Annotated in this window: 10 protein-coding genes and 2 tRNA genes; 4 read left to right on the top strand and 8 right to left on the bottom strand. The window is 60.3% G+C overall.

Annotation, left to right across the window (positions count from 1 at the left end; translation table 11 throughout):
• The first annotated feature begins 58 nt into the window (after positions 1–58).
• Genes HMPREF3048_RS00620 through HMPREF3048_RS00610 form a run of 3 tightly spaced genes read left to right on the top strand, consistent with a single transcriptional unit; the run spans position 59 to position 4274 of the window.
• Positions 59–673 carry an ATP-binding cassette domain-containing protein gene (locus tag HMPREF3048_RS00620; protein ID WP_070421939.1) on the top strand — a complete coding sequence of 205 codons (615 nt, stop codon included), beginning with the start codon at positions 59–61 and terminating at the stop codon, positions 671–673.
• Entirely contained in the window at positions 670–2763 is a 2094-nt protein-coding gene (locus tag HMPREF3048_RS00615; protein WP_070770940.1) for a YhgE/Pip domain-containing protein, read from the top strand. Before HMPREF3048_RS00620 ends, HMPREF3048_RS00615 begins: the two co-directional genes overlap by 4 nt.
• Positions 2760–4274 (top strand): cutinase family protein, encoded by a 1515-nt coding sequence (locus HMPREF3048_RS00610; protein WP_070770939.1) that lies wholly within the window; start codon positions 2760–2762, stop codon positions 4272–4274. The genes HMPREF3048_RS00615 and HMPREF3048_RS00610 overlap by 4 nt, the downstream gene beginning before the upstream one ends.
• Before the next feature lie 55 nt (positions 4275–4329).
• On the opposite strand, the gene HMPREF3048_RS00605 is transcribed toward HMPREF3048_RS00610, so the two are convergent.
• The 6 genes from HMPREF3048_RS00605 to HMPREF3048_RS00580 form a co-directional block, all read right to left on the bottom strand.
• A complete protein-coding gene (locus HMPREF3048_RS00605) occupies positions 4330–8949 on the bottom strand; it encodes a hypothetical protein (RefSeq protein ID WP_141758809.1) in 4620 nt (1539 codons plus the stop codon).
• Positions 8950–9271: 322 nt separating this feature from the next.
• A complete protein-coding gene (locus HMPREF3048_RS00600; protein ID WP_141758808.1) occupies positions 9272–13690 on the bottom strand; it encodes a hypothetical protein in 4419 nt (1472 codons plus the stop codon).
• Positions 13691–13956: 266 nt separating this feature from the next.
• Positions 13957–15489, bottom strand: coding sequence for a phytoene desaturase family protein (gene crtI / locus HMPREF3048_RS00595; RefSeq protein WP_070770936.1), 1533 nt, complete (start codon positions 15487–15489; stop codon positions 13957–13959).
• Entirely contained in the window at positions 15486–16292 is an 807-nt protein-coding gene (locus HMPREF3048_RS00590; RefSeq protein WP_070770953.1) for a phytoene/squalene synthase family protein, read from the bottom strand. The genes crtI and HMPREF3048_RS00590 overlap by 4 nt, the downstream gene beginning before the upstream one ends.
• Positions 16293–16445: 153 nt before the next feature.
• Positions 16446–16518: transfer RNA gene (locus HMPREF3048_RS00585), tRNA-Ala, on the bottom strand.
• Between the two features lie 16 nt (positions 16519–16534).
• Positions 16535–16608, bottom strand: a tRNA-Ile gene (locus tag HMPREF3048_RS00580).
• A 725-nt stretch (positions 16609–17333) separates the two neighbouring features.
• Between HMPREF3048_RS00580 and HMPREF3048_RS00575 the strand changes: the two genes are divergently transcribed.
• On the top strand, positions 17334–18578 hold the full coding sequence (locus tag HMPREF3048_RS00575) for a hypothetical protein (RefSeq protein WP_070770935.1): 1245 nt from the start codon (positions 17334–17336) through the stop codon (positions 18576–18578).
• An 82-nt stretch (positions 18579–18660) separates the two neighbouring features.
• Here the strand turns inward: HMPREF3048_RS00575 and HMPREF3048_RS00570 are convergent, their stop codons facing one another.
• Together HMPREF3048_RS00570 and gyrA are read right to left on the bottom strand one after the other, a co-directional pair.
• On the bottom strand, positions 18661–19005 hold the full coding sequence (locus HMPREF3048_RS00570) for a DUF3566 domain-containing protein (RefSeq protein ID WP_070421925.1): 345 nt from the start codon (positions 19003–19005) through the stop codon (positions 18661–18663).
• A gap of 3 nt (positions 19006–19008) precedes the next feature.
• Complete coding sequence (gyrA, locus tag HMPREF3048_RS00565) at positions 19009–21525, bottom strand: DNA gyrase subunit A (protein ID WP_070770934.1); 2517 nt, start codon at positions 21523–21525, stop codon at positions 19009–19011.
• Between the last annotated feature and the right edge of the window lie 50 nt (positions 21526–21575).

The following is a 21575-nucleotide window of genomic DNA, read 5'->3' as shown; positions in this document are numbered from 1 at the left end:
ATTGGGGAGCACCATATCACGAGTTAAGTGATAGTCCACCCTACGGTTAGGGGACCGAATGTCTGCAATCCTGTCGGTACAGGGCCTTGTGCTGCGCAGTGGTGACGAGCCGGAGTCGTTCGACATCGGCCGCGGTTTGACCCTGCTCAACACGGCGCGCGAGTCCGATTCGACGCTGCTCAGCCTCGCGCTGGCGGGTCGCTTCCGCCCTGCAGAGGGCACGATTCTGCTTGACGGCGAACCGACCACCCACCACGACCGCTTCCGCGATATTGCGTTGGCGGGCGTGCCGGAGATCGACTCGATTGATCGTCTGGTGCGCGTGCGGGATGCGGTGCGGGAGCAGATTGCGTGGTCGCAGAGTTTCTTCAAGCGCACCCCGCGCAGCCCGGAGGCGATTAAGGCGCATCCGTACGTGGAGAAGTGGTTGGAGCCGCTGCAGTTGGAGGAGCTGGATCTGCTGGCCAAGGTCGGCGACATTACTCCGCTGGAGCGCTTCCGCTTGCGCGTGTTGCTTGCGTTGATTTCGCGTCCGGAGGCGAAGTTGCTCATTGTCGACGACATCGATCAGGTCCGTGACATGAAGTTGCGCAAGTTGCTTCTTAGCGACCTCCGCGGCGTCGCGGTCCACCTTCCCGTGATGGTGAATACGGTCAATGAGGAGGGGCTATGAGCGGCCTGCATATCGGAACCGATTTCCGGAAGTTTTTGAACGGCAAGCTCCCACCGCTTGCCCTTGTTGCCATCATGTTGCTGCCGTTGCTGTTCGGCGGTTTGTTTGTGTGGTCGTATTGGGATCCACTAGGCAATTTGTACAAGTTGCCGGTTGCGTTGGTGAACTCGGATGAGGGTGAGAACGGCGACCAGGTGGTTGACGAGCTGTTGGAGCAGCGTCCGTTGGATTTCCAGTTGGTCAGTGCCGAGGAGGCCAAGGAGGGCATTGCTAACGGCACGTATTACCTGGGTATGGAGATTCCGACGAACTTCTCTGAGGCTGTGACCAGCGTGAAGTCAGAGGATCCACATTCGGCGAAGATCAACATCACCTTGAATGAGACGAACGGTTTCATCCCGACGGTGTTGGGTGATAAAGCCGGTGAGGCGGTCGCGGTTGCGGTGTCGAACTCGGTTGGCGAGAAGGTGGTGGACCAGCTGTTCGTCGGCATTAATACGTTGTCGCAGGGCGTGCAGGACGCCGCGGATGGCGCGGGCAAGCTCGACGACGGTGCGAATAAGGCCAAGGACGGCTCGCAGAAACTCAACGACGGCGGCACGAAGCTCAACGACGGTATCCAGCAGCTCAATGACAAGGTGCAGCAGATGCCGGGTGCGGTGGGCAAGCTCGACGGCGGTGTGGCCAAGTTGCAGGACGGTGCGGCGCAGCTTAATGACGGCATCACCACCGCATCCGGCGGCGCCTCCAAGCTCTCTAACGGCCTGGATCAGTTGCAGGCGGGTACCCAGCAGTTGGGTGCCGGTGCGACGAAGATCGCCGGTGGCGTGGATAAGCTCACCGGCTTTGCTGGCACGTTGAACCAGGCGCAGGCGGCGTTGGCTGACGTCAATGCGAACCTGGACCGCGTGATCGCGGATCTGGACCGCTCCCCTATCCCGGGCTCGAACGAGTTGGCCGCGCAAGCTCGTGGCGTGAAGGCACAGTTGAACGCTGGTCCGCTGCAGGCGGTGCCGGGCAACGACCTGGTTGGCCAGTTGATGCAGTTGCAGGCCGGTGCGCACGAGTTGGCCACGCAGTTGTCTGATCCGACCGCGCAGTACCGCGGCGGCGTGGATAGCGCCGTAGCGGGTGCCCGCACTCTTGCGGAGGGTCTGGCCCGCCTGCAGGACGGTTCTGGCACGTTGCTGGCGGGTATTACGACGTTGAAGGACGGTACGTCGAAGTTGGTTGTCGCTGCGAATACGGCGACGGATGCGACCTCGAAGTTGGCGGCCGGCTCGAACCAGTTGGTGGTGGGCCTGAGCGATTTGAACGACGGCCTGGTGAAGCTTTCTGACGGCACCGGCGAGCTCTCCATGAAACTTGCGGACGGCGCCAAGGAAGCCCCGAAGTGGGAAGGCGAACGCCTGGACAAGGCGATCCACGCCGCCGCGGATCCGGTGACCCCGCAGCACACGGGCGACAGCGTGACTTACTTTGGTAAGGGTTTGAGCCCGTTCTTCCTGGCCCTGTCGCAATGGTTCGGTGTGCTGATCACCTACATGATCATGAAGCCGTTTAGCCGCCGCGCCATCGACTCGGGCGTGAGCGCGTTCCGCGTGATGCTGTACACGATGATCCCTTCCGTGATCATTGGCTTTGCGCAGTCTGTGGCGCTGTGGGTGGTGCAGGTTGGTGTGCTGAAGGTGGAGCCGCAGCACCCGGTGGCGCTGTTCGGCGTGTTGGTGTTCGTGTCGTGGGTGTTTATCTCCGCGATTATGGCGTTGAACACCACGTTGGGCCCGGCGCCTGGCCGTTTGGCCACGATGGCGTTGATGTCGCTGCAGTTGGTGGCGTCGAACGGCCTGTATCCGCCGGAGGTGCAGCCTGGGTTTATCCAGTGGGTGCACACGTGGGACCCGATGCGCTATTCGGTGGATTTGGTGCGCTACGCCCTGTTCGGTGCGCCGTCGTATGACCCGCGTCTGTGGACTGCGCTTACGGTCCTGTTGTTCGTGGCGGCCCTGTCCATCGCCCTTACGTGTTTCGCGCTGCGGAAGCGTCGCACGATGGCGTTCAAGGACCTGCACCCCGAGTTGACGGTGTGAGACGCCCCCTAGCCATCCTGCTGTCCGCCGCGCTTGTGCCGCTCGCGGTGCCACAGGCGCAGGCGTTGCAGTTGCGGTGCCACCCCGTGCATGTGATTCAGGCGGCGGGGTCCGGGTTTTCGCATTCGTGGCATCCGTCCGCGCGCGAGTCGCTTTTCGACGACACCTCCTCCCCCGCCGACGACCTCCAAACCCGCTTCGGCGCCCGGACGGTGTCCACGTTTCAGGTGAAGTACCCGGCCTCGCTGGGCCGCTTCAGCGTGTTCGGTACCTCGGGCAACGTCCCGGAAGGCACCGAGGCGGCCACGTATGGGGAGTCGGTGCGCTACGGCCGGGACGTGGCCACCTTGGAGATGGAGACCGTGGCCCGGCATTGCCCCGGCACCCGGTTCATTTTGATCGGCTACTCCCAGGGCGCCCACCTGGTCGGTGATGCAGCGGCGGAGGTTGCCGCCGGTCGCGTGCGGGGTGTGGGTGCGGATGACATCGCCGCCGTCCTTCTCTTCGCCGACCCCGCCCGCGCGCCGCTGGGTGACCCGGCGCCGCAGCAACCTTCGCGCCTCTACGCCGAACCACCTGCGGGCGTGCGCGGCCGCAACGGGGAGACAGTCCAGACCGGTGGCACGACGCTCAACCCCGCGTTCGAGGGCCTCGCCGGCACCCGCACCACGCCGTTTACCGGCTTGGAGGGCAAGGTGCTCTCCCTGTGCAACGGCGCGGACATGGCGTGCGCGACCGAGCCCACGAGCCCGCTGCGCACGCTTGCGGATGTGGCCATGCGCGATGTCACACCCGGCCCTTTCAACGCCATCACCGGCATCCGCGTCGCCCGCTTCCGCGACTTACGCGCGCAGGGGCTGCCGGTGCGCGAGGCGTTTGAGCAGTCGGGCCTCTCACTTATCGACGCCACCCTCATCCCCCAAATCATCATCGAAGCCACCACCGCCGCCACCGCCCTTGGGCAGCACGCGGCGGGCACCAGCACCACTCCCCCAGCCGAACAAGCCGCCATCGCGCTGCTCGCCGCACTGCCGGAGTTGGCCAAGGAGGGCGTGACCTGGCCGTGGTTGTTCCAGGCGCTTGAGCCTCTGCGCGATCAGGCGGCGCAATTGCTTGACGACGACACCACCGCCTGGCTCGATCTCACCCTCGAAGTGTTTCGCACCATCCATGCCGTGGAGCAGTTCAGTTGGCAGCTGCATCGCCTCGGCGTGATCCCCCGCACCCCAACCGGCACCGAAGGCCGCCAGGCCTGGGCGCATAGTACCGTAGCGGCGTTGTGCGGGCAGGTGCTGGATGTGACCGGCCTGCGCGCCACTTACGAGGATCCCCAGAACGCAGTGTTGGTGTCGTCGGCCCAGCGTGCTGGCGATTTCGGGCCGCGGCACATGTCGTATTACAAGTTGGGCTTCACTGACATCCCCGGTGGGTTCAAGGTGGGCGGCCAGACGGGTTATGACTATGCGTTGGGGTGGCTTGACCGGGTGGTGCGTGGGGTCGTCGCAAAGTAAATGCGCAAGAGAAAACCCGCCGGGCTTTCGCCTGGCGGGCTAGCTCACTGCGGGTTTACTTGTCCTCAGCGGGCTTGTTCTCTTCGGTGCCCTTGTCCTTGGACTCCGGCATCTTGTCGGAGGAGCCCTTCATCAGGGTCTCGTTGCCGGTCGCCTTGCCCACCATGTAGGAGGAGGTGTACTCACCTGCACCACATGCGCGCATGACGCCGTCGACTGCCAGGAGGCCGAGGGTGATCGCACCCAGAGCGCCGGCTGCGAGGCCGATCATCTGCGGGTTCTCGATAGCGAACGCACCCTGGATGCCAGCCGCACGCTGTGCACGGTTCTCGTCGTGGATGCCCAAACCGCGTTGGATCTGGTCGTTCGCCTGACGGATTGCCGCGTTGACCTGGGCGGAGACCTGCTCTAGGCCCGGGATCTGAACCTGCGACAGGATACCCAGCGGGATAGCCAGCAGCAGCGGCGCGGTCATGCCGACGATGCCGGCGATGCACGTGCCGTCGAGCTCAGAGGAGCCCTTGGTGGTCTGATTATTCGTCTCCTTGTTCAGGAGGAACTCGAAGTTGAACTCCTGAATGTCGTGGCTCTGTGCACCCTGTTCGGTGTAGCGGAAGAAACCACTCGGAAGACCGCACTCAGCCGGGTTGAGCGGCTTACCCTTGGCCTTCTGATCAGCAAGGCACTTCCTAGCCTTCTCAGCAAGATCCTTCGGGATGATCAGGTCTGCACCCTTATCGGTCGGCACAAGCTTGGTGCCGTTGCTCTCACCGACCACACCGACGTCCTTGACCGGATCCTTGAAGTACAGGTGAACAACAACGTCACCGTTCTTGGTGCTGTTGTCGATCGTGACATCCGGGAGGTTCTTGTTCGAGCCAGCCGGAGCACCGTTCTCGGTAACGGCACCTTCCTTCACCACACCCAGAATCAGGTTGCGGACAATATCGCCGTTGGAGTTTCGCTCCTCGACGCGGATCGTCTCACCAACCGTGCCCTTCTTCGGGGTGATGATGAACTTGCCGTTCTCGGTCTTCGTATCAGCGTGCTCGCCACCAGAAACCACAACGAAGGTGTTCTCCGGCTTGAGTGCCTCGAACTGACGCTCCTTACCTTCGATCACGTAGTCACGCTGCTGGTAGGTAACGGCGGACTTGCCCTGCGTGATCTTCAGGCGGTAGCGGTTGATTTCCTTACCGTTCTTGTCGAGCTCAACGACCAAACCGGACTTGCCAGCTGCGTTGGACTTCGGCTTCAGAATCCACTGACCGTTGCTGTCCCTCGGTGCCTGGAAGAATTCGGCACCTTCGAGGATCTTGAACGAGTTCTCCTGGTGCACCATGGTGGCGATGAACTCAGAGTTCGTCGAGACGGTGTACTCGCGATCCTTAACAGGTGCGTCAGTCAGCTCGAGCTCGTAGCGAGCCCAGACGCCACGCTTGTCCTTGACCTCGATAACAGCGGTGCCGGTCTCACCCTTCGGGCTGGTGATAATGAGCTTCTTATCGCGCTCCTGCACATCAACGAGGTTCTTGCCCTTGATGACCTCAAAGGTATCCGGGTAGTCCTTGACCTCGTTGAAGTTCACCTGTGCGGTGCCATTAACCGTCATGCGGCGCTTGATGGTCTCAACGTTAGCGTTGCGACCCGGAGTGACGTTGATGGTGTAACGCTCGTAGACGTATCCATCATCGGTCCGGTTCTCGATGACAACCTTGCCCTCAGCATCGGCCTTCAGGTCGAGTTTCAGGGTGTCCTTGCCATCCTCCGCATCACCTGCGATGAGGTCCTTGCCTTCGACGATGAAGAGCTTGTTGCCGCCCAGGTTGAGGAAGTTGTCCGCCGTGATGTTGTAGGTCATCTCACGGATCTGTGCTGGCTTCACGGTGTAGATGTACTTCGTGATGGTCTTGTATTCGACCTTGCCGTCAGTTACGAACGGCTGCTCTTCCTTGACGACGACGCGGCCGTCAGCACCCGGCTTGAAGTAGAGCTCAAAATCGTCATTTTCTTCAATCTTCGACTTCTCAGCCAGAAGATCCTTGCCCTCGACGATCTTCAGCTTGTTGCCCGGCGTCTGATTATTGCCAATGAAACCACGGAGCACACGAACGATCGAGCGATCAACAACATCGCGCTCGCGCTCTTCCTCGCTAACCTGACCAAGGTTTCGGGCAGGTGCAATGCGTACGGTCCACACTGCGGACAGAACTCCGTTCTTGTCCTTGATGTGGATGACAACGTTGCCACCCTTCTCGTTAACCGGAGTGCCGTCTTCGTTAGTCGGGTCGACGACAAGGGTCTTTCCGTCGTTGGTCTCAAAGATGCGTGCGACGTCCTTGCCGTCGACGATCTCCCAGGTCCAACCGTCCTTCAGGTTGATCTCTGCAGACCCGTTGTTCTCAATCGAGTCGTCACGCATGAACGGACCACCGTTCGGGTCCTTCACGATCTCCAGGGTGTAGTTGTACTCCACTCCCTTGTCGTCAGTGAAGACAATCTCGACGGTGCCCTCAGCGCCATCCTTCGGCTTGATTACCCAGTTCTTGCCGTCTTCGCTCTTGACGATCTGGACCAGGTTCTCACCAGACTTGATGGTGTAGCTGCCACCGCGACGCTCGATGATCGCCGTGGAGGTGTTCAGGATCTGGCGAGTGACGTCGAACTGAGAGTTCGTGTTCTCGACGGTGACAATGTTCTCGCGAACGTCGCCGCCTTCCTCGGTGATGCGAACAACGACATTGCCGCGAACCGACGGGTCCTTGACGTCAACCTTGAGCTTGTTCTCGTCTTCGACAACCTCAATGGAGCCCGGCTTCGGCTCGATGCGGTTGCCATCCTTGTCGACGAGGTACCACTCGTACTTCTCATTCTTGTCCCACGGAATCTCGCGGACGCGGTTCTCGCTGCCCGGATTGATCGTGTAGAAGAAGTTGTTGACCTTGATCTTCGTCTTGGTCTCGACGTTGATGGTGTCGCTGACCTTGATGCGATAGATGTGCTGGTTGCCCTGGTCGTCGGTGATCAGGATCTCCACGTCACCTTCACCCGTGAAGCCCGGCTTCGGGGTGATCTTGAGCTTGCCGTCTTCGGTGCGCTCAACGATGACGATGTCCTGACCCTTGATGATCTCGAAGGTCCAGGAGCTACCCAGGTCCTTCGGAAGCTCAATGTCCTTGGACTTTTCGCCCTTGATGAAGCCAGCGAAGTGGTGGTATTCGCGGATCTCCTTGACGCTCTCGTAGACCTTCTCGCGGTAGTAGTTCTCCACGTGGGTCAGCGTCTGTGTTTCAACCGGAACTGGATCCGGCGTGATGGTCTTCGTCGTGGTGACGGTCGTGCCCGGGACGTGCTTCTCGGTGATCTTGACCGGGGTGGTCGTCACGGTCTCCACAGTTTCGCTCGGCTCACGCGTGATCGTCTCGGTGACTGCGGTGACGGTCTCGGTGTACGTGGTCGGCTTGCCAGGCTTGGTTTCCGTGGTCACGTACGGCTCAGGCGTAACCACCGTGGTCTCCACCTTCGGCTTGCCGTTGACCGTGGTGGTGACATAGTTGGTCAGCGGCGTCGGGATCACGGTCTTGGTGACCTCTTCGCCCGGCACCGTGGTGCGGGTAACAACCGTGCTACCCGGAACCGTGGTCTTCTCGTTCTTGGTTACCGGCGGCAGGGTACGGGTGGACGTGATCGTGGTAGCCGGCAGCGTCTTCGTCGTAACGGTTTCGACTGGCTTCTGCGGGACCGTCTCAGTGACGGTGCTCGGATCCAGCGTTTCCGTGGTGACCGTGGTGGTCGCCTCCGGCGTGGTGTAGCTGGTAACGGTGATCTTGCCGTCCCAGTCCTTCTTGTTCGGGTTCAGGCCCGGCTGCTCGTTCGGGATGATGCGCTGGAACGTCAGGTTCAGGCGACGCGTCATCGTGTAGTTGTAGTTCTTCGGCACGATGATGGTGACGTACGCGTCCTTCGGGTACTTCGACTTGAAACCATCGAGGATCTTGCGGTCGGGAACCAGAGCGTAGTTCGGCTTTCCGCTCTTGGTGTCCACCGTGACGTGCACCAGGCTGAAGCCGGTAAGTGCACGGAACTGAGCGCCGTCAACAGTGACCGGGTTCTTGTCACCCGGGTCGCTGGTGTCCGGACGGCCGTCATAGATCGCGCCACGAACGTTGTTCAGGGACGTCAGGTCGTTGCCCAGCAGCGCACGGAGTACGGTGGTCTTGACCTTGATGGCGTGGGTCCTATCCTCGCCTTCCTTGTGCTTCTGGTAGTCCTCCATGAGCTTGGTGACGACGTTGATCGCTGCGTAGCGCACGTCCTCGTCGATGTACTCACCGTTGCCGTAACGACCGGAAGCACCGGTCAGCTTGCGGACTTCGTAGCCCGCCTTGGTGTTGTCCCAAGGGTTCGACAGGCCCCAGTCGATGCACCAACCGTTGCCGTACTCGGTCGGAAGCAGGCCGATCGAACCGTTTCGCTCGTTCTTGCTTTTCTTAACGGCCTCGAAGTATTCGTGAAGTTCCTTTTCACTCATCTTCTCGTAGGCGTTCACCGTGAGGTAAGAGTCTGCGACGGTTGCAGCAGTTGCCTCAGGCGCTACCACGGCGATCGTGCCAGCCACAGTGGTGGCGGAAATAAGCGCAGTCATGACGCGCTTCTTCAAATGTGCGTTCTTCAACGGCTTCAATCCTTACAACTCGGAGGAGATATTCGAAGCAGCCTTGAGATCACCTGAACACGGATCTCCAAACTGATAACTACATATTTAAGCGCAATATCGGCTTGGAGAATAGTCCGAAACCCCCTACAGAAAGCCAAAACGCCAGATCAACACCAAAAACTTAGAAACCTGACCCTCTGAACTGGACGTTTAGACAGTACTCAGGAAGAAAACCACAAGGTGATTTTCACCACAATCCGAGCAATTGTTCAACAAATCCTCAAAGAACGCCGAAAGCCCGAAGCCAAGTCGGCTTCGGGCTTTCAGGGATCAGAACGATCTACTTCTTGGATTCGTCCTTCTTGTCCTTTGCGCCAGCTTCCTCGGACGGCTTTTCAGCCTGGTCCTTGGAGCTCTTGCCGGAGGAACCGTACATCATCCATTCCTGACCGGTGGCCTCACCGATCTTGTAGGACGAGGTCATCTCCCCCTGGCCGCAGGCACGCAGCACACCGTCGATCAGGAACAGACCGAGCGTGATTGCGCCGAGGGAACCAGCGGCGAGGCTCAGCATCTCCGGGTTGGCAACGTTGAACGCGCCCTGGAAGCCAGCTGCGCGGCGAGAACGGTCCTCGTTGTAGATACCCAGACCGCGCTGGATCTGGTCATTCGCCTGACGGATGGCGTCGTTCACCTGAGCGGACAGACCTTCAAGGCCTGGGATGCGAACCTGGGAGAGGATACCCAGCGGGATGGCCAGCAGCAGCGGCGCAGACAGGCCGACGATGGAGGCAATGCACTTGCCGTCGAGCTCAGAGGAGCCCTTCTGGCTGCCGTTGGTGTCCTTCACATTGATGGTGGCTTTGATGTTGACCTTGCGCTCTACGCCCTTAGCTGGGACGCCGTTTTCGACACCACCGATCCAGAGGTAGTCCCACTTACCGTTCGGGATTGCGCCCGGATCGACGATGATCTGGTCGCCTTCGCGCTTGACCTTATTCGGGTCGACCGGAACACACTGGGCGTCATTGCACACCTTGATCTCAACACTGTTGCTGCCGCCGGTGATATTGAAGGTCCAGCCATCCTTGGCGTTACCCTTCGGCTCGCTGATGGAGATCGACGGCGTCGTGGTGTCGCCCTGCGATGTCGGCGGGATCTCGAGCTCGACGATGCGGACCGGGTTGCCCTCAGGGTCGCGCTCTTCGACGAGGATCTTGGCGTACTTCTGCTCGGTCGGAGTGATCTGGAGGCTACCGTCCTCCAGCTTCTCCTCTTTAACAAAGTCGCGGCCGCGGATGATGTTGAAAGTGTTGCCCGGGGTGCCCGGGTTGATCTTGCCGTCGAGCTTCTCGATGTAAACGCGACGCTCTTCCTTGAAGTTCAGCGGCTTCGGGTCGGACACGATCTTGATGACGTGACGCTTGACCACAACATCGCCGCGGGTCTCCACCACCGTGACGGTCTTGCCAACGGAGCCCGGCTTCGGCGTCAGGATCCATTCGCCGTCCTTAGAGGGGTCAACCTCGACCCACTCGGAGCCGTCCTGAACAACGATCTTGTTCTCGTTGCGGCGGGTGATCTTGAAGGTGCCGTTCTCGGTGAGCTTGAAGTCGTTGTTGATGGTCGTGTTGCCGGAGTTCTTCTTCGTGCCATCAACGGTGAAGATGTAGCGGTACACAACGTGACCGTACTCATCCTTCACCTCAACAACAGCGCGGCCTTCCTTGCCGTCCTTCGGTTTGACGACGAAACCGCCATCCTGCTTCTCAACAGCAATGATGTTCTCACCCTCGGTGATTTCGAAGGTGAAGTTCTTGTTCAGGCGGAAGTCGGCAGAAGCGTTGCCGACGAGTTTGATGTCGTCTTTCTGCACCTCAACCGGCTTGACGTTGAAGATGAAGCGCTGGAACGGCAGGTCACGAGAGTTGAGGTTCTCGACGACAACCTTGCCCTCAGCACCCGGCTTGAACTTAATTTGGCCGTTCTTCAGGTCAGAAGCCTCGAGGTTCACCAGGTTCTCGCCCTCGGTGATGCGCACGACCTGACCGTCCATCACACCAGAGAAGGTAACGAGAGAGTTCGACTCAACGTCCTTGACCTGCTCTTCGACCTCGCCCTTCTTCACGTGGATGGTGTAGGTGGCGATGAGCTTGCCCTGTGCGGTCTCCTCAACAACGATGTCGCCCTCGAAGCCCGGCTTCGGCATGATGCGGTAGACGCCGTCTTCCCGGATCACGGTGGCGTTCTCATCGTTCTTGGTGACCTTGATCGTGTTCGGGGTACCAGCTGCGTCACCCGGGGTGATCTTCACAGTGTTGCGATCGATGACGTCGTACTCGACGTTGCCCGGTGTGAAGTCTTCCTTCTCTGCCGGCTTCGCAATGAAGGTGTAGACGCCTACCAGGATGCGGTCCGGGGAGTTCTTGATGGTCTTGTACAGGTTGAAGGTCGCGGTGTCGTTGGTCTTGTTGGTGACCGTGAACTTGTTGCCCTCACGCTTGACATTCCAGTTGTCCCGGTTGTAAGCGGAACCTGCAGGCTCAAAGATGAAGCCGTCGCCTTCGGCCACGATCTCGCGGGATTCGCCCTCGACGATGTTGTGCGTCTGGACGTCGACCAGCACGTTCGTACCCTGCTTGATGGTCAGGGTGTAGGTGTAAACGTTGCCGTCCTTGTCGGTGGCCTCGATGACAGCATTGCCCTCAGCACCCGGCTTCGGCGTGATGATCCAGAAGCCCTCATCGTTCTTCTCGATGCTCTGGATCAGGTCCTCGCCAGACGTGACCTTCGGCTGTTCCTCAACATCCTTGATCTCAAGCTTGTAGGAGTTGGCATTACCGATCACACGGGTCTGCGTGTAGCGGTCAGCAAATGCATCGATGTTGAAGATATAGTTGCTCTCGTTACCGGTGCGCTTGCCGTTGATCTCCTCGTACACCTTGATCTTTGCGGTGCCACGGGAGTTCTTCTTAGCGGTGACCTCAATGCCACCTTCGACAGCCTTGGTGTCGATGATGCCGCCGCCTTCAACGACCTCGTAGTTCCAGTTCTTGTCAATCTGGATGGTCTGCTTCAGGTTGCCAGTACCAACGTTGAAGTAGTGGTCGTTCACCACTGCCTCAGTCTCAACGATCTTCTCGGTCTTCTCGTTGACCACGTTGATGATGTATTCGTGGCGGTTGCCCTCAGCGTCTACGACAACGATGCGAACCGTGCCGCGGCCTTCCTTGACCGGCGTGATCTCCAGGACAGCCTTGCCGTTGACAATCTTCTTCTCAACCTTGACCAGGCCGTTCGAATTGTCGACGAACTCGATTTCCCAGTTGCCGAGCTTCTCAACCTCGATCTGGCGGGACTTCTCGGACATGTTGAAGTCGATGGCGTACTTGTAGTTGCGGATGTAGCGCTCCACAATCTTCGTACGCTCGACCTCGGTGACGTTGGTCTTGGTGACATGAGCAGTCACTGTCGTCGTCTTTGGCGCTGCGGTGACAGTTGCGGTCTCCGTCTTCGGCGTTGCGGTGACAGTTTTAGTCGTGTACACCGGCTCAGCCGTCTTCGTCACATACTTGGTCTCCTTCGGAGCATCCTCAGTGACAGTCGGGGTAATCGTCTTGGTCGTGGTGGTCAGAACCGGCTCATCGACGTAACGGGTGACGGTCTTCTGCGGGGCAGTCTCGGTCACCGTGGTCGGCTCGACCTCGCGGGTGTAGGTCTCGGTGTTGTGCTCAACACGCGGACGCTTCGTGGTGGTCACGGTCTTATCCGCCTGCACCACAGTTTGGGTCGTCGTTACGTCCTGCGAGACAACCTCGGTCTTGGTGATGGTCGGCTGCTCAACGACCTCCTTGTGGTGCTCAGGCTGGACGTAGTGAGTCACCGTCGAGGTGCCTGCCGGACGGGTGACAGTCGTCGTGACCGGATCAGCGGTCTTAGTCACCGTCTCGCGGACGATGTTCTTCTTCGGCTCGTAACCCTCAAGACCCGGCTGCGCAATGATAATGATGCGCTGGTTGGTCGGCTCCTTGGTCAGGTCCTCGTAGACGTTGTAGGACTTCGGCACCAGAACGGTGACGTACTCACCGGTCTTGACCTTCAGCTGGGAGAACGCCTGCTCATTCTTGTACAGGAAGAAAGCAGACTGACCAATCGGGTTGCCGTAGTTACGGCGAATCTCAAAGCCCGTCCACTTCAGGAACTCATTGGCGGAAACCTCAGGCGGCTTCGTGCCGGACTGGAACTTAAAGTCGCCCTGAATCAGGCCACGCATCTTGTCCAGCTGTTCCAGGTTGTTGGACAGCAGTGCCTGGAGAGCGAAGTTCTTCTTACGAACTTCCTCGGTCTGGCCAGCGTAGTAGCTGTCCAGCATGGTCTTGGTCAGGTTGATGGCGGCCTTCTCAATGTCCGGGTGGATGTTGAGATCGCCGCCCATGTTGCCGTTAAACCCGTAATAACCAGAGGTGCCGTCCAGACGACGAACATCAAACTGGGTGTAGTGCTGCGGCACGTCCAGGTGGGCATCGATGCACCAGCCCGGACCGTAGGCCGTAGTCATCAGGTCCATGCTGCGGTTGACCTTGAGCGTCTTGTTGTACTGCAGTGCAGCGTCGTAATCGCCCTGATCCAGTGCTGAGTAGGCGTTTGTAATACGCGGGTCAGCGTCAGCGGTCGGAGCTACGACCGTTACGCCACCAAAAGCCACCGTGGCGGAAACCAGGGTGGCCAGGACGCGCTTCTTCAGATGTGCGTTCTTCAACGGCTTCATTCCTTACAAGTCGGAGGAGATATTCGAAGCAGCCTTGAGATCACCTGAACACGGATCTCCAAACTGATAACTACATATTTAAGCGCAATATCGGCTTGGAGAATAGTCCGAAACCCCCTACAGAAAGCCAAAACGCCAGATCAACACCAAAAACTTAGAAACCTGACCCTCTGAACTGGACGTTTAGACAGTACTCAGGAAGAAAACCACAAGGTGATTTTCACCACAATCCGAGCAATTGTTCAACAAAGCCCATTTCAGGCGCAGAGAGGGCCTGGGCTTTTGTCGCCGCGCAGGCGCTTCAGCACATTTTCAGCGGAAATCAAGCACATCGGTACGCCCACCCCAGGAACGGTCGTGGCTCCGGCGTAGTACAGCGCTCCCAGCTTCTTCGAAGCATTCGCGCCCCGCAGAAACGCCGACTGCTTCAGCGTGTGCGCCGGCCCGATCGCCCCACCCGACCACGCGTGGTAGCGGTCGCGGAAGTCTGCAGGACCGAGCGTTTGCTTAACGACGACCCTCTCGCCCAGGCCCTCAACCCCACACCACTTCTCGATCTGTGCAATGGCAGCGTTGGCAATCAGGTCCACCTGCGGGGAGGCCCCATCGCGGTACATGTTGCCGTGGCCGATCGTCTCCTCGGCGGCGACGGGCACGAGTACGAACAGGTTCTCGTCGCCTTCGGGCGCCACGCCGGGGTCGGTCGCGCTCGGCTTGGACACGTAGATCGACTGCGACGCCCCCAACGGCCGCGCAGCCGGTTTGCCCTCGAAGACGGTGGCGAAGTCATCGTCCCAGTCCTCGCTGAACAACAGGTTATGGTGGGCCAACTCGGGGATCTCACCCTTCACGCCCAGCATGACCAGCACGGTGCGCAGGCCCGGATCGCGGCGAGAGAACCACGACTCGTCGTACGTGCGCAGCTTCGGCGGCAGCAGCCGGGTTTCGGTGTGGTGCAGGTCGGCACACGAGATGGTGAGGTCGGCGGGGATGAGGGTGTCGTCGATAAGCGAGATGCCCGTGGCCCGCCCACCGCTGTACGTGATGGAAGCGACGTCCGCGTTGAAGCGGAACTTCACGCCCTGCCCGAGCGCCAGCTCGTAGAGCGCATCCATCACCGCCGCGAACCCACCCTGCGGATACAACACGCCCTGGGTGAGGTCCGTGTGGCTCATCAGATGGTACATCGACGGCGTGCGCGCGGGATGCGACGACAAAAACACCGCAGGGTACGTCAGCATCTGGCGCAGGCGCATGTCCTTGAACTGGCCTGCGACGAAGCGATCCAGCGGCTCGACCAGGTAACGCAGCAACTTGCCGTACTGGCCGCGGATCTTGGCAAAGGGCTTCAGCGTGGAAAAGGTGGTGTAGAGGAAGTAGCGCAGCGCCAGGTCGTAAGTTTCGGCGGCGCGGTCGAGGTAACTGGCCAGTTGGGCGCCGGCGCCGGGCTCGATGCTGTTGAAAAGCCGGATCGCGTTGTCGCGGCCCGACTCCACGTCGATCGGGTCGTGGTTCTCGGGGAAGAGCCGGTATGCGGGCGTGAGCGGCTTGAGATCCAGCACGTCCTCGGTGCGCTTGCCAAAGAGTGCGAAGAAGTGGTCGAAGGCATCCGGCATGAGGTACCAGCTCGGGCCGGTGTCGAAACGGAAACCTTGGACGGTTTCGTTGCCGGCGCGGCCGCCATGCGAGCCGAGGCGCTCGACCACCGTGACCTCGTAACCCTCCCGCGCCAGCAGCGCCGAGGTAGCCAAACCGGCAGCACCCGCGCCGATCACCACCGCAGTTGTCATAGCCCAACCCTCGCAATCGCCTTCGCCGTCAGCGCAACCTTGCGACGCTGCGGCACGCTGATGCGCTGCTGCGTCAACTGCGCGGCCGGGGTGCGCTCCGCGATCTCCGTGAGTTCACGAAACAGCGCCTCCGCGGCCGCCACTCCCCCACGCACCCCGCGGGGCAGCAACGGGATCGCCTCCAAGGCCTGATCAAGTTCGGTGTGGATGGTGGTGGTGATGGCGTGCTTGGTGTCGTCGTCAAGCATGCGCCCAAAGTACGCCCGCCCGAGACTGCCCTGATCCTCCCCGAAATCGCGCAGGAAGTTGATGCGCTGGAACGCTGCACCAAGCGCGCGGGCGCCACGCTGAAGTTTCTCGGGATGGGGTGCCTGGCGCTCTGGGAAGAAAATGTCCAAACACATCAAGCCAATCACCTCGGCCGACCCATATATATAGGTCTCCAACTCCGCCGGGGAAAAAGCGTGCGGGTTGAGGTCCGCGCGCATCGACGCGAAAAACGCCTCGAGGTGCTCCGCGTTGAGGCGACAACGCCGATACGTATTCGCCCACGCGTGCAGCACCGGATCCGTGTGAAAGCGCTGGTTAGGGGCCTGGAGTACCTGCTCCTCGTAGGCGTTAAGCAGGGTCTCGGGGTCTGCGTAGGCCTGCTGCGCGGCACCGTCGACGATCTCATCTGCGATACGCACCACCGCGTAGAAATTACGAATATCGCGCCGCACCCCCGGCGCCAACACCTTCGTAGCCAACGAAAAACTCGTCGAATACTGCGCAATCACCTGAGCAGCCGCACGATCCGCCATCGTGTCGTAACGGGAAAGGTAAGAGTTCACGCAGGCGCTTTCTATTTGCAGACTTTTCCGGGAGCTTACCGCGCAGCAACCGCTGCCTGGGCCCCTGGTGACCACCAACGCCAAAGGCCAGGTCCCCGGGAGGACCTGGCCTTTGTGTTCCTGTGGAGCATAGGAGAATCGAACTCCTGACATCCTGCTTGCAAAGCAGGTGCTCTACCAACTGAGCTAATGCCCCGTGCCCTTTCGGGCTGTGGGCCTAGCAAGAATCGAACTTGCGACCTCATCGTTATCAGCGATGCGCTCTAACCGACTGAGCTATAGGCCCTGGGAACGAATAGGAATATTACAGAGCACTGCTATAACCGCCAAATCGCCAGGTTGTTGCGGGTTTTTACGCTTATCGTCTAGCTCGTTGTGCATTGCTACTAGACGACCCGCCTGCACCCTCCACATATCCCCAGGTGATGTTGGCGATGGTTTTCAGTATCAGCGTGATCGTCTGGTTCGCCGGAACGGGAGCTAGACGATCAGGGCACAACAACCGCACTCCAACGACACCTCAACGACACCCTCGCGGAACGGGGGTACTTTGCGGGGGTAGGAGGCCTGCACAAATTGGTGAACAATCCGCCCAACCTGGCCTTTTCGCCACTCAGCAGCGCCCCAAGACGGCGCCAAAACCTGTTTTTATACGAGCGTGACAGGCAAAACTCCTGGTGAGGGCCAGATCCCAAGTTGTATACCCATCCATATACAAAACAATGCATAGTATACTGCTCCTCCGGATTGTTGAACGAACCGAACCGGAGCGCAAAAGATCGTTCAACAACCCAACGCGACACCCCTAAAATCAGCTCGGATTGATGAACAATCCGCACGATAAACGGGGTGAAAACGTTGAACAATCCAAAATAAACGTTGAACAATCCGGCCTCGAAAGGGCCGAAAATTCGACGGGTTTACCAGCGCATACTTGGTGCATAAACTCGAGGGCAGCAAAGGAAATGCGGTGTTTACCGCAAACACCGCACATAAGTAAGGAGCAGGAAAATGCGCGCAGCACTTCGTACCGGTCTCGCAGCAGCCCTCGCCGCCACCGTCGCCTTCGGTGGAGTTGTTCCGGCTAAGGCTGCAGAGCCTGCTGACGTTGTCGTCGATAATCAAGCAATCTCCGCGGAGCTCATCGACTCCGACGGCGACGGCATCCCCGACATCTGGGAGCGCAACGGCGTTGTCCTCGAGGACGGCACCGTGCTTAACCTGCCTGCTTACGGTGCTGACCCGAGCCGGCCGGACCTGTTCCTCCAGCTCAACTGGATGGAGTCCGAGTACAAGACCCTCGGCTGCGACGCCGATCCTTCCGAGGCTTGCGCCAACGCCAACACCAAGGAATACGGCGTGAAGGCCGAGTCCCTGCAGGAGATGGTTGATCTTTTCGACGACCACGGCATCAACCTCCACGTCGACGCCGGCGAAACCTTCAACAACATCCCCGGCTACGAGGCTCGCGGCGGTGAGACCCTGAAGTACGTCAAGAACTACTTCGAGAACGAAAGCCAGGGTTCGAAGCTGCTGAACAACATCGACGAGATGCTCGGTGAGCGCCAGAACATCTTCCGCATCGGTGTTATCGGCGACCAGATCGACGCCTACAACCTGTCGTCCGGCGCCTCGCTGGTCAACGACACCTCGTTCTTCGTGGCTAACCACCGCTTCATGAACTCGGAAGAGATGCTGCGCAACACCATCCTGCACGAGCTAGGCCACACCCTCGGCCTGCGCCACCAGGGTGCGCACGCGGTGGTCAAGGACATCCAGGGCATGCGTCTGGATACCTCGGCCTACAAGTCGGTGATGAACTACGACTACCAGTTCGACTACTTCAACTACTCGGAGAAGCCATACCTGCTCGACACCCCGTTCGGTGTGCGCGAGGTTCCGGCGGACTGGGAAGCACTGGCCATCAACGCTTGGCGCATCGGTGCCCGCGGTGTTGCCTCGGCTCCGTCGCAGGAAGGGGCGGTCAACGACCCGGCTCCGAAGGAGCAGCCTGAGGAGGAGCAGCCGGCAGAGCAGCCAGCACCTGAGGCCGAGAAGCCCGCTGAGAACCAGCCGGAAAAGCCCGCCGAGAAGCCAGCCGAGCACGAGCAACAGGCTGAGCAGAAGGACAAGCCGGCTCCGGTTGTTGAGAAGGACGTCAACGTCGCGGCGATCGTCGCCCCGATCGTGGCAATCCTGGCCTTGATCGGCATCGGCTTCGCGGTGATGAACATGATGCCGGGCCTGGGGTTCTAACCCAGCACAAGTCAGCACAGAAAAGACTTAACGCGCCCCGGGAGGTACGACCCGGGGCGCGTTTTGGTGTCGTCGATAAGCGCTATTTTGCCCTGTTAGACATGGTGTAGCGCACACCACCGACGAGGTCCGCGACGGCGTTGTACATGATCGCGGTCAGTGGCGCCATGATGGACATGAACACCACGCCGGCCAGGCCGAATAGGGCCGCGGCCATCATGGCGAGTTTCATGTCCACGACCTGGTCGCCGCCCACGCCGCCGATGAGCGAGTTGATGGACTCGACCACCCCGGCGCGGTCCAGCGCGAGGTACACCAGCACTGCGGCGAGCATCCAGGCGATGAACCCGAACAAGGCAAGCAGCGTCGCAACCTTAAAGACGGATCCGGCGCTGACGTTCCGGATTGTCACTTTGCGAGCGGCCATGGGCTACTCCTTCGCATCGTCGAGGGTCTTCTGGCCGGTTGCCACGGCAGTGGCTTCCTCTTCGCCCTCGTCTTCGACGTTGCGGTCGATGGCAAGCAGTTCCACGCCGTCGTTGAGGTCCACGAGGCGCACGCCCATGGTTGCGCGTGACGACGGGCGGATCTGGTTGACCTCAGTACGGATCACGCCACCCGCGGAGGTGATGGCGAAGATCTGGTCCTCCTCGGTCACGGCCAGGGCGCCGATGAGCTTGCCGCGCTTCGGGGTGTACTTGAAGGTCATCACACCCATGCCGCCGCGGCCCTGGGTGTTGTACTCCTCGATGGCGGTGCGCTTGCCGTAGCCGCCGGAGGTGGCCACGAGCAGGAACTGGCCGTCTTGGACGACGGTCATGGCGAGCAGTTGGTCGTCGCCACGGAAGCGCATGCCCTTCACGCCGGCGGTTGCGCGGCCCATCGGGCGCAGCTGCTCGTCGTCGGCGGAGAAGCGGATCGCCTGGCCCTGTTCGGAGACGAGCAGGATGTCATCGTCCTCACCGACAAGCGATGCGCCGATGAGGGCGTCGCCTTCGTTGAGGTTCAGGGCGATCAGGCCAGAGGAACGTGCGGATTCATAGTCGGTCAGGCGCGACTTCTTCACACGACCATCGCGGGTGGCCAGGACCAGGTACGGAGCGTCCTCGTAGGACTGGATCTGGATGACCTGGGCGATCTTCTCTTCCGGCTGGAACTCCAGCAGGTTAGCCACGTGCTGGCCGCGGGCCGTGCGGCCTGCTTCCGGCAGTTCGTAGGCCTTGAGGCGGTAGACGCGGCCGAAGTTGGTGAAGAACAGGATCCAGTCGTGGGTGGAGCAGATGAAGAAGTTCTTCACCACGTCGTCCTGCTTCAGCTCAGCGCCACGCACGCCCTTGCCGCCGCGCTTCTGGGACTTGTAGGCGTCCACCTTGGTGCGCTTGGCGTAGCCCGTGGAGGTGATCGTGACCACGACGTTCTCGCGGGCGATGAGGTCCTCTTCGGTCACGTCGCCGGTTGCGGCAACGATCTGGGTGCGGCGCTCGTCGCCATACTTGTCGACGATCTCACCCAGCTCCTCGCCAACAATCTGACGCTGACGCTCCGGCTTGGCCAAGATGTCCTTGTAGTCGGCGATTTGTTCCTCGATGGCTGCGAGGTCGTCGACAATCTTCTGACGCTCCAGCGCTGCCAGGCGGCGCAGCTGCATGGCCAGGATTTCGTTGGCCTGGATCTCGTCGACATCGAGAAGCTTCATCAGGCCCTGGCGGGCGTCGTCGACAGTCGGCGAGTTGCGGATCAGGGCAATGACCTCATCCAACGCATCCAGCGCCTTGACCAGACCACGCAGGATGTGGGCGCGCTTCTCGGCCTCGTCCAGGCGGTACTGGGTACGGCGGACGATGACTTCGATCTGGTGCTTGACGTAGTAACGCAGCATCTGATCCAGGCGCAGGGTGCGCGGCACACCGTCGACGATGGACAGCATGTTGGCAGAGAAGTTTGTCTCCAGCTGGGAGTGCTTGTACAGGTTGTTCAGCACGACACGCGGCACAGCGTCGCGCTTGAGGGTGACCACGATGCGCATGCCCACACGGTCGGAGGACTCGTCCTCGATCTTGGAGATGCCCACCATCTTGCCGTTGGTGACCTGCTCCGCAATATTGTGGATGAAGTTATCCGGGTTGACCTGGTACGGCAGCTCGGTGATCGTGATGACCTGGCGGTTGCCAATCTCCTCGATCTCCGTCACGCCACGCATGCGGATGGAGCCGCGGCCGGTGGTGTAGGCGTCCTTAATACCCTGATCGCCCACGATGAGGCCGGCGGTTGGGAAGTCCGGGCCCTTCACGCGCTCCATCACGGCGTCGAGGGTGGTCTGCTCGTCCGCGTCGTGGTTGTCCAGGATCCACTGGATCGCGGCCGCCAGCTCATTCAGGTTGTGCGGCGGGATGTTGGTGGCCATACCCACGGCGATGCCGTTGGAGCCGTTCATCAAGAGGTTCGGCACACGGGACGGCAGCACGGCTGGCTCTTGGGTTTTGCCGTCGTAGTTCGGGTTGAAGTCGACGGCGTTTTCGCGGATGTCGCGCACCATCTCCATGGCCAGCGGAGTCATCTTGCACTCCGTGTAACGCATAGCAGCTGGGCCGTCGTTGCCCGGCGAGCCGAAGTTACCCTGGCCATCCACCAGCGGGTAGCGCATCGCCCACGGCTGCGCCATACGCACGAGGGTGTAGTAGATAGCGATGTCACCGTGCGGGTGGAAGTTACCCATGGTGTCTGCCACCGGCTTTGCACTCTTCACGTAGGAGCGCTCGGGGCGGTAGCCGTTGTCATACATTGCGTAGATGATGCGGCGGTGGACCGGCTTCATGCCGTCGCGCACATCTGGGAGTGCACGACCGACGATCACGCTCATGGCGTAATCGATGTAGCTGGTCTGCATCTCCTCATTGATATCGATTGGTTGAATGCGGTCGATGCCGCTTGAGGTCTCGTCAGCCATGTTTATGGAGTTTACCGGGCTTCTGTGGCTTTTTCCGTCACGACCATGGA

It is taken from the genome of Corynebacterium sp. HMSC075D04, assembly GCF_001815635.1.
Taxonomy (GTDB): Bacteria; Actinomycetota; Actinomycetes; order Mycobacteriales; family Mycobacteriaceae; genus Corynebacterium; species Corynebacterium coyleae.
The sequence above is the reverse complement of the archived record's forward strand: the minus strand, read 5'-3'. Positions and strand labels throughout refer to the sequence as shown.

What these genes read in the sequence shown, in the direction of transcription:
- crtI (WP_070770936.1), bottom strand. Translation starts at nt 15,489, where the DNA reads ATGACAACTGCGGTGGTGATCGGCGCGGGTGCTGCCGGTTTGGCTACC.
- HMPREF3048_RS00615 (WP_070770940.1), top strand. Translation starts at nt 670, where the DNA reads ATGAGCGGCCTGCATATCGGAACCGATTTCCGGAAGTTTTTGAACGGC.
- HMPREF3048_RS00620 (WP_070421939.1), top strand. Translation starts at nt 59, where the DNA reads ATGTCTGCAATCCTGTCGGTACAGGGCCTTGTGCTGCGCAGTGGTGAC.
- HMPREF3048_RS00570 (WP_070421925.1), bottom strand. Translation starts at nt 19,005, where the DNA reads ATGGCCGCTCGCAAAGTGACAATCCGGAACGTCAGCGCCGGATCCGTC.
- HMPREF3048_RS00590 (WP_070770953.1), bottom strand. Translation starts at nt 16,292, where the DNA reads ATGGCGGATCGTGCGGCTGCTCAGGTGATTGCGCAGTATTCGACGAGT.
- HMPREF3048_RS00575 (WP_070770935.1), top strand. Translation starts at nt 17,334, where the DNA reads ATGCGCGCAGCACTTCGTACCGGTCTCGCAGCAGCCCTCGCCGCCACC.
- gyrA (WP_070770934.1), bottom strand. Translation starts at nt 21,525, where the DNA reads ATGGCTGACGAGACCTCAAGCGGCATCGACCGCATTCAACCAATCGAT.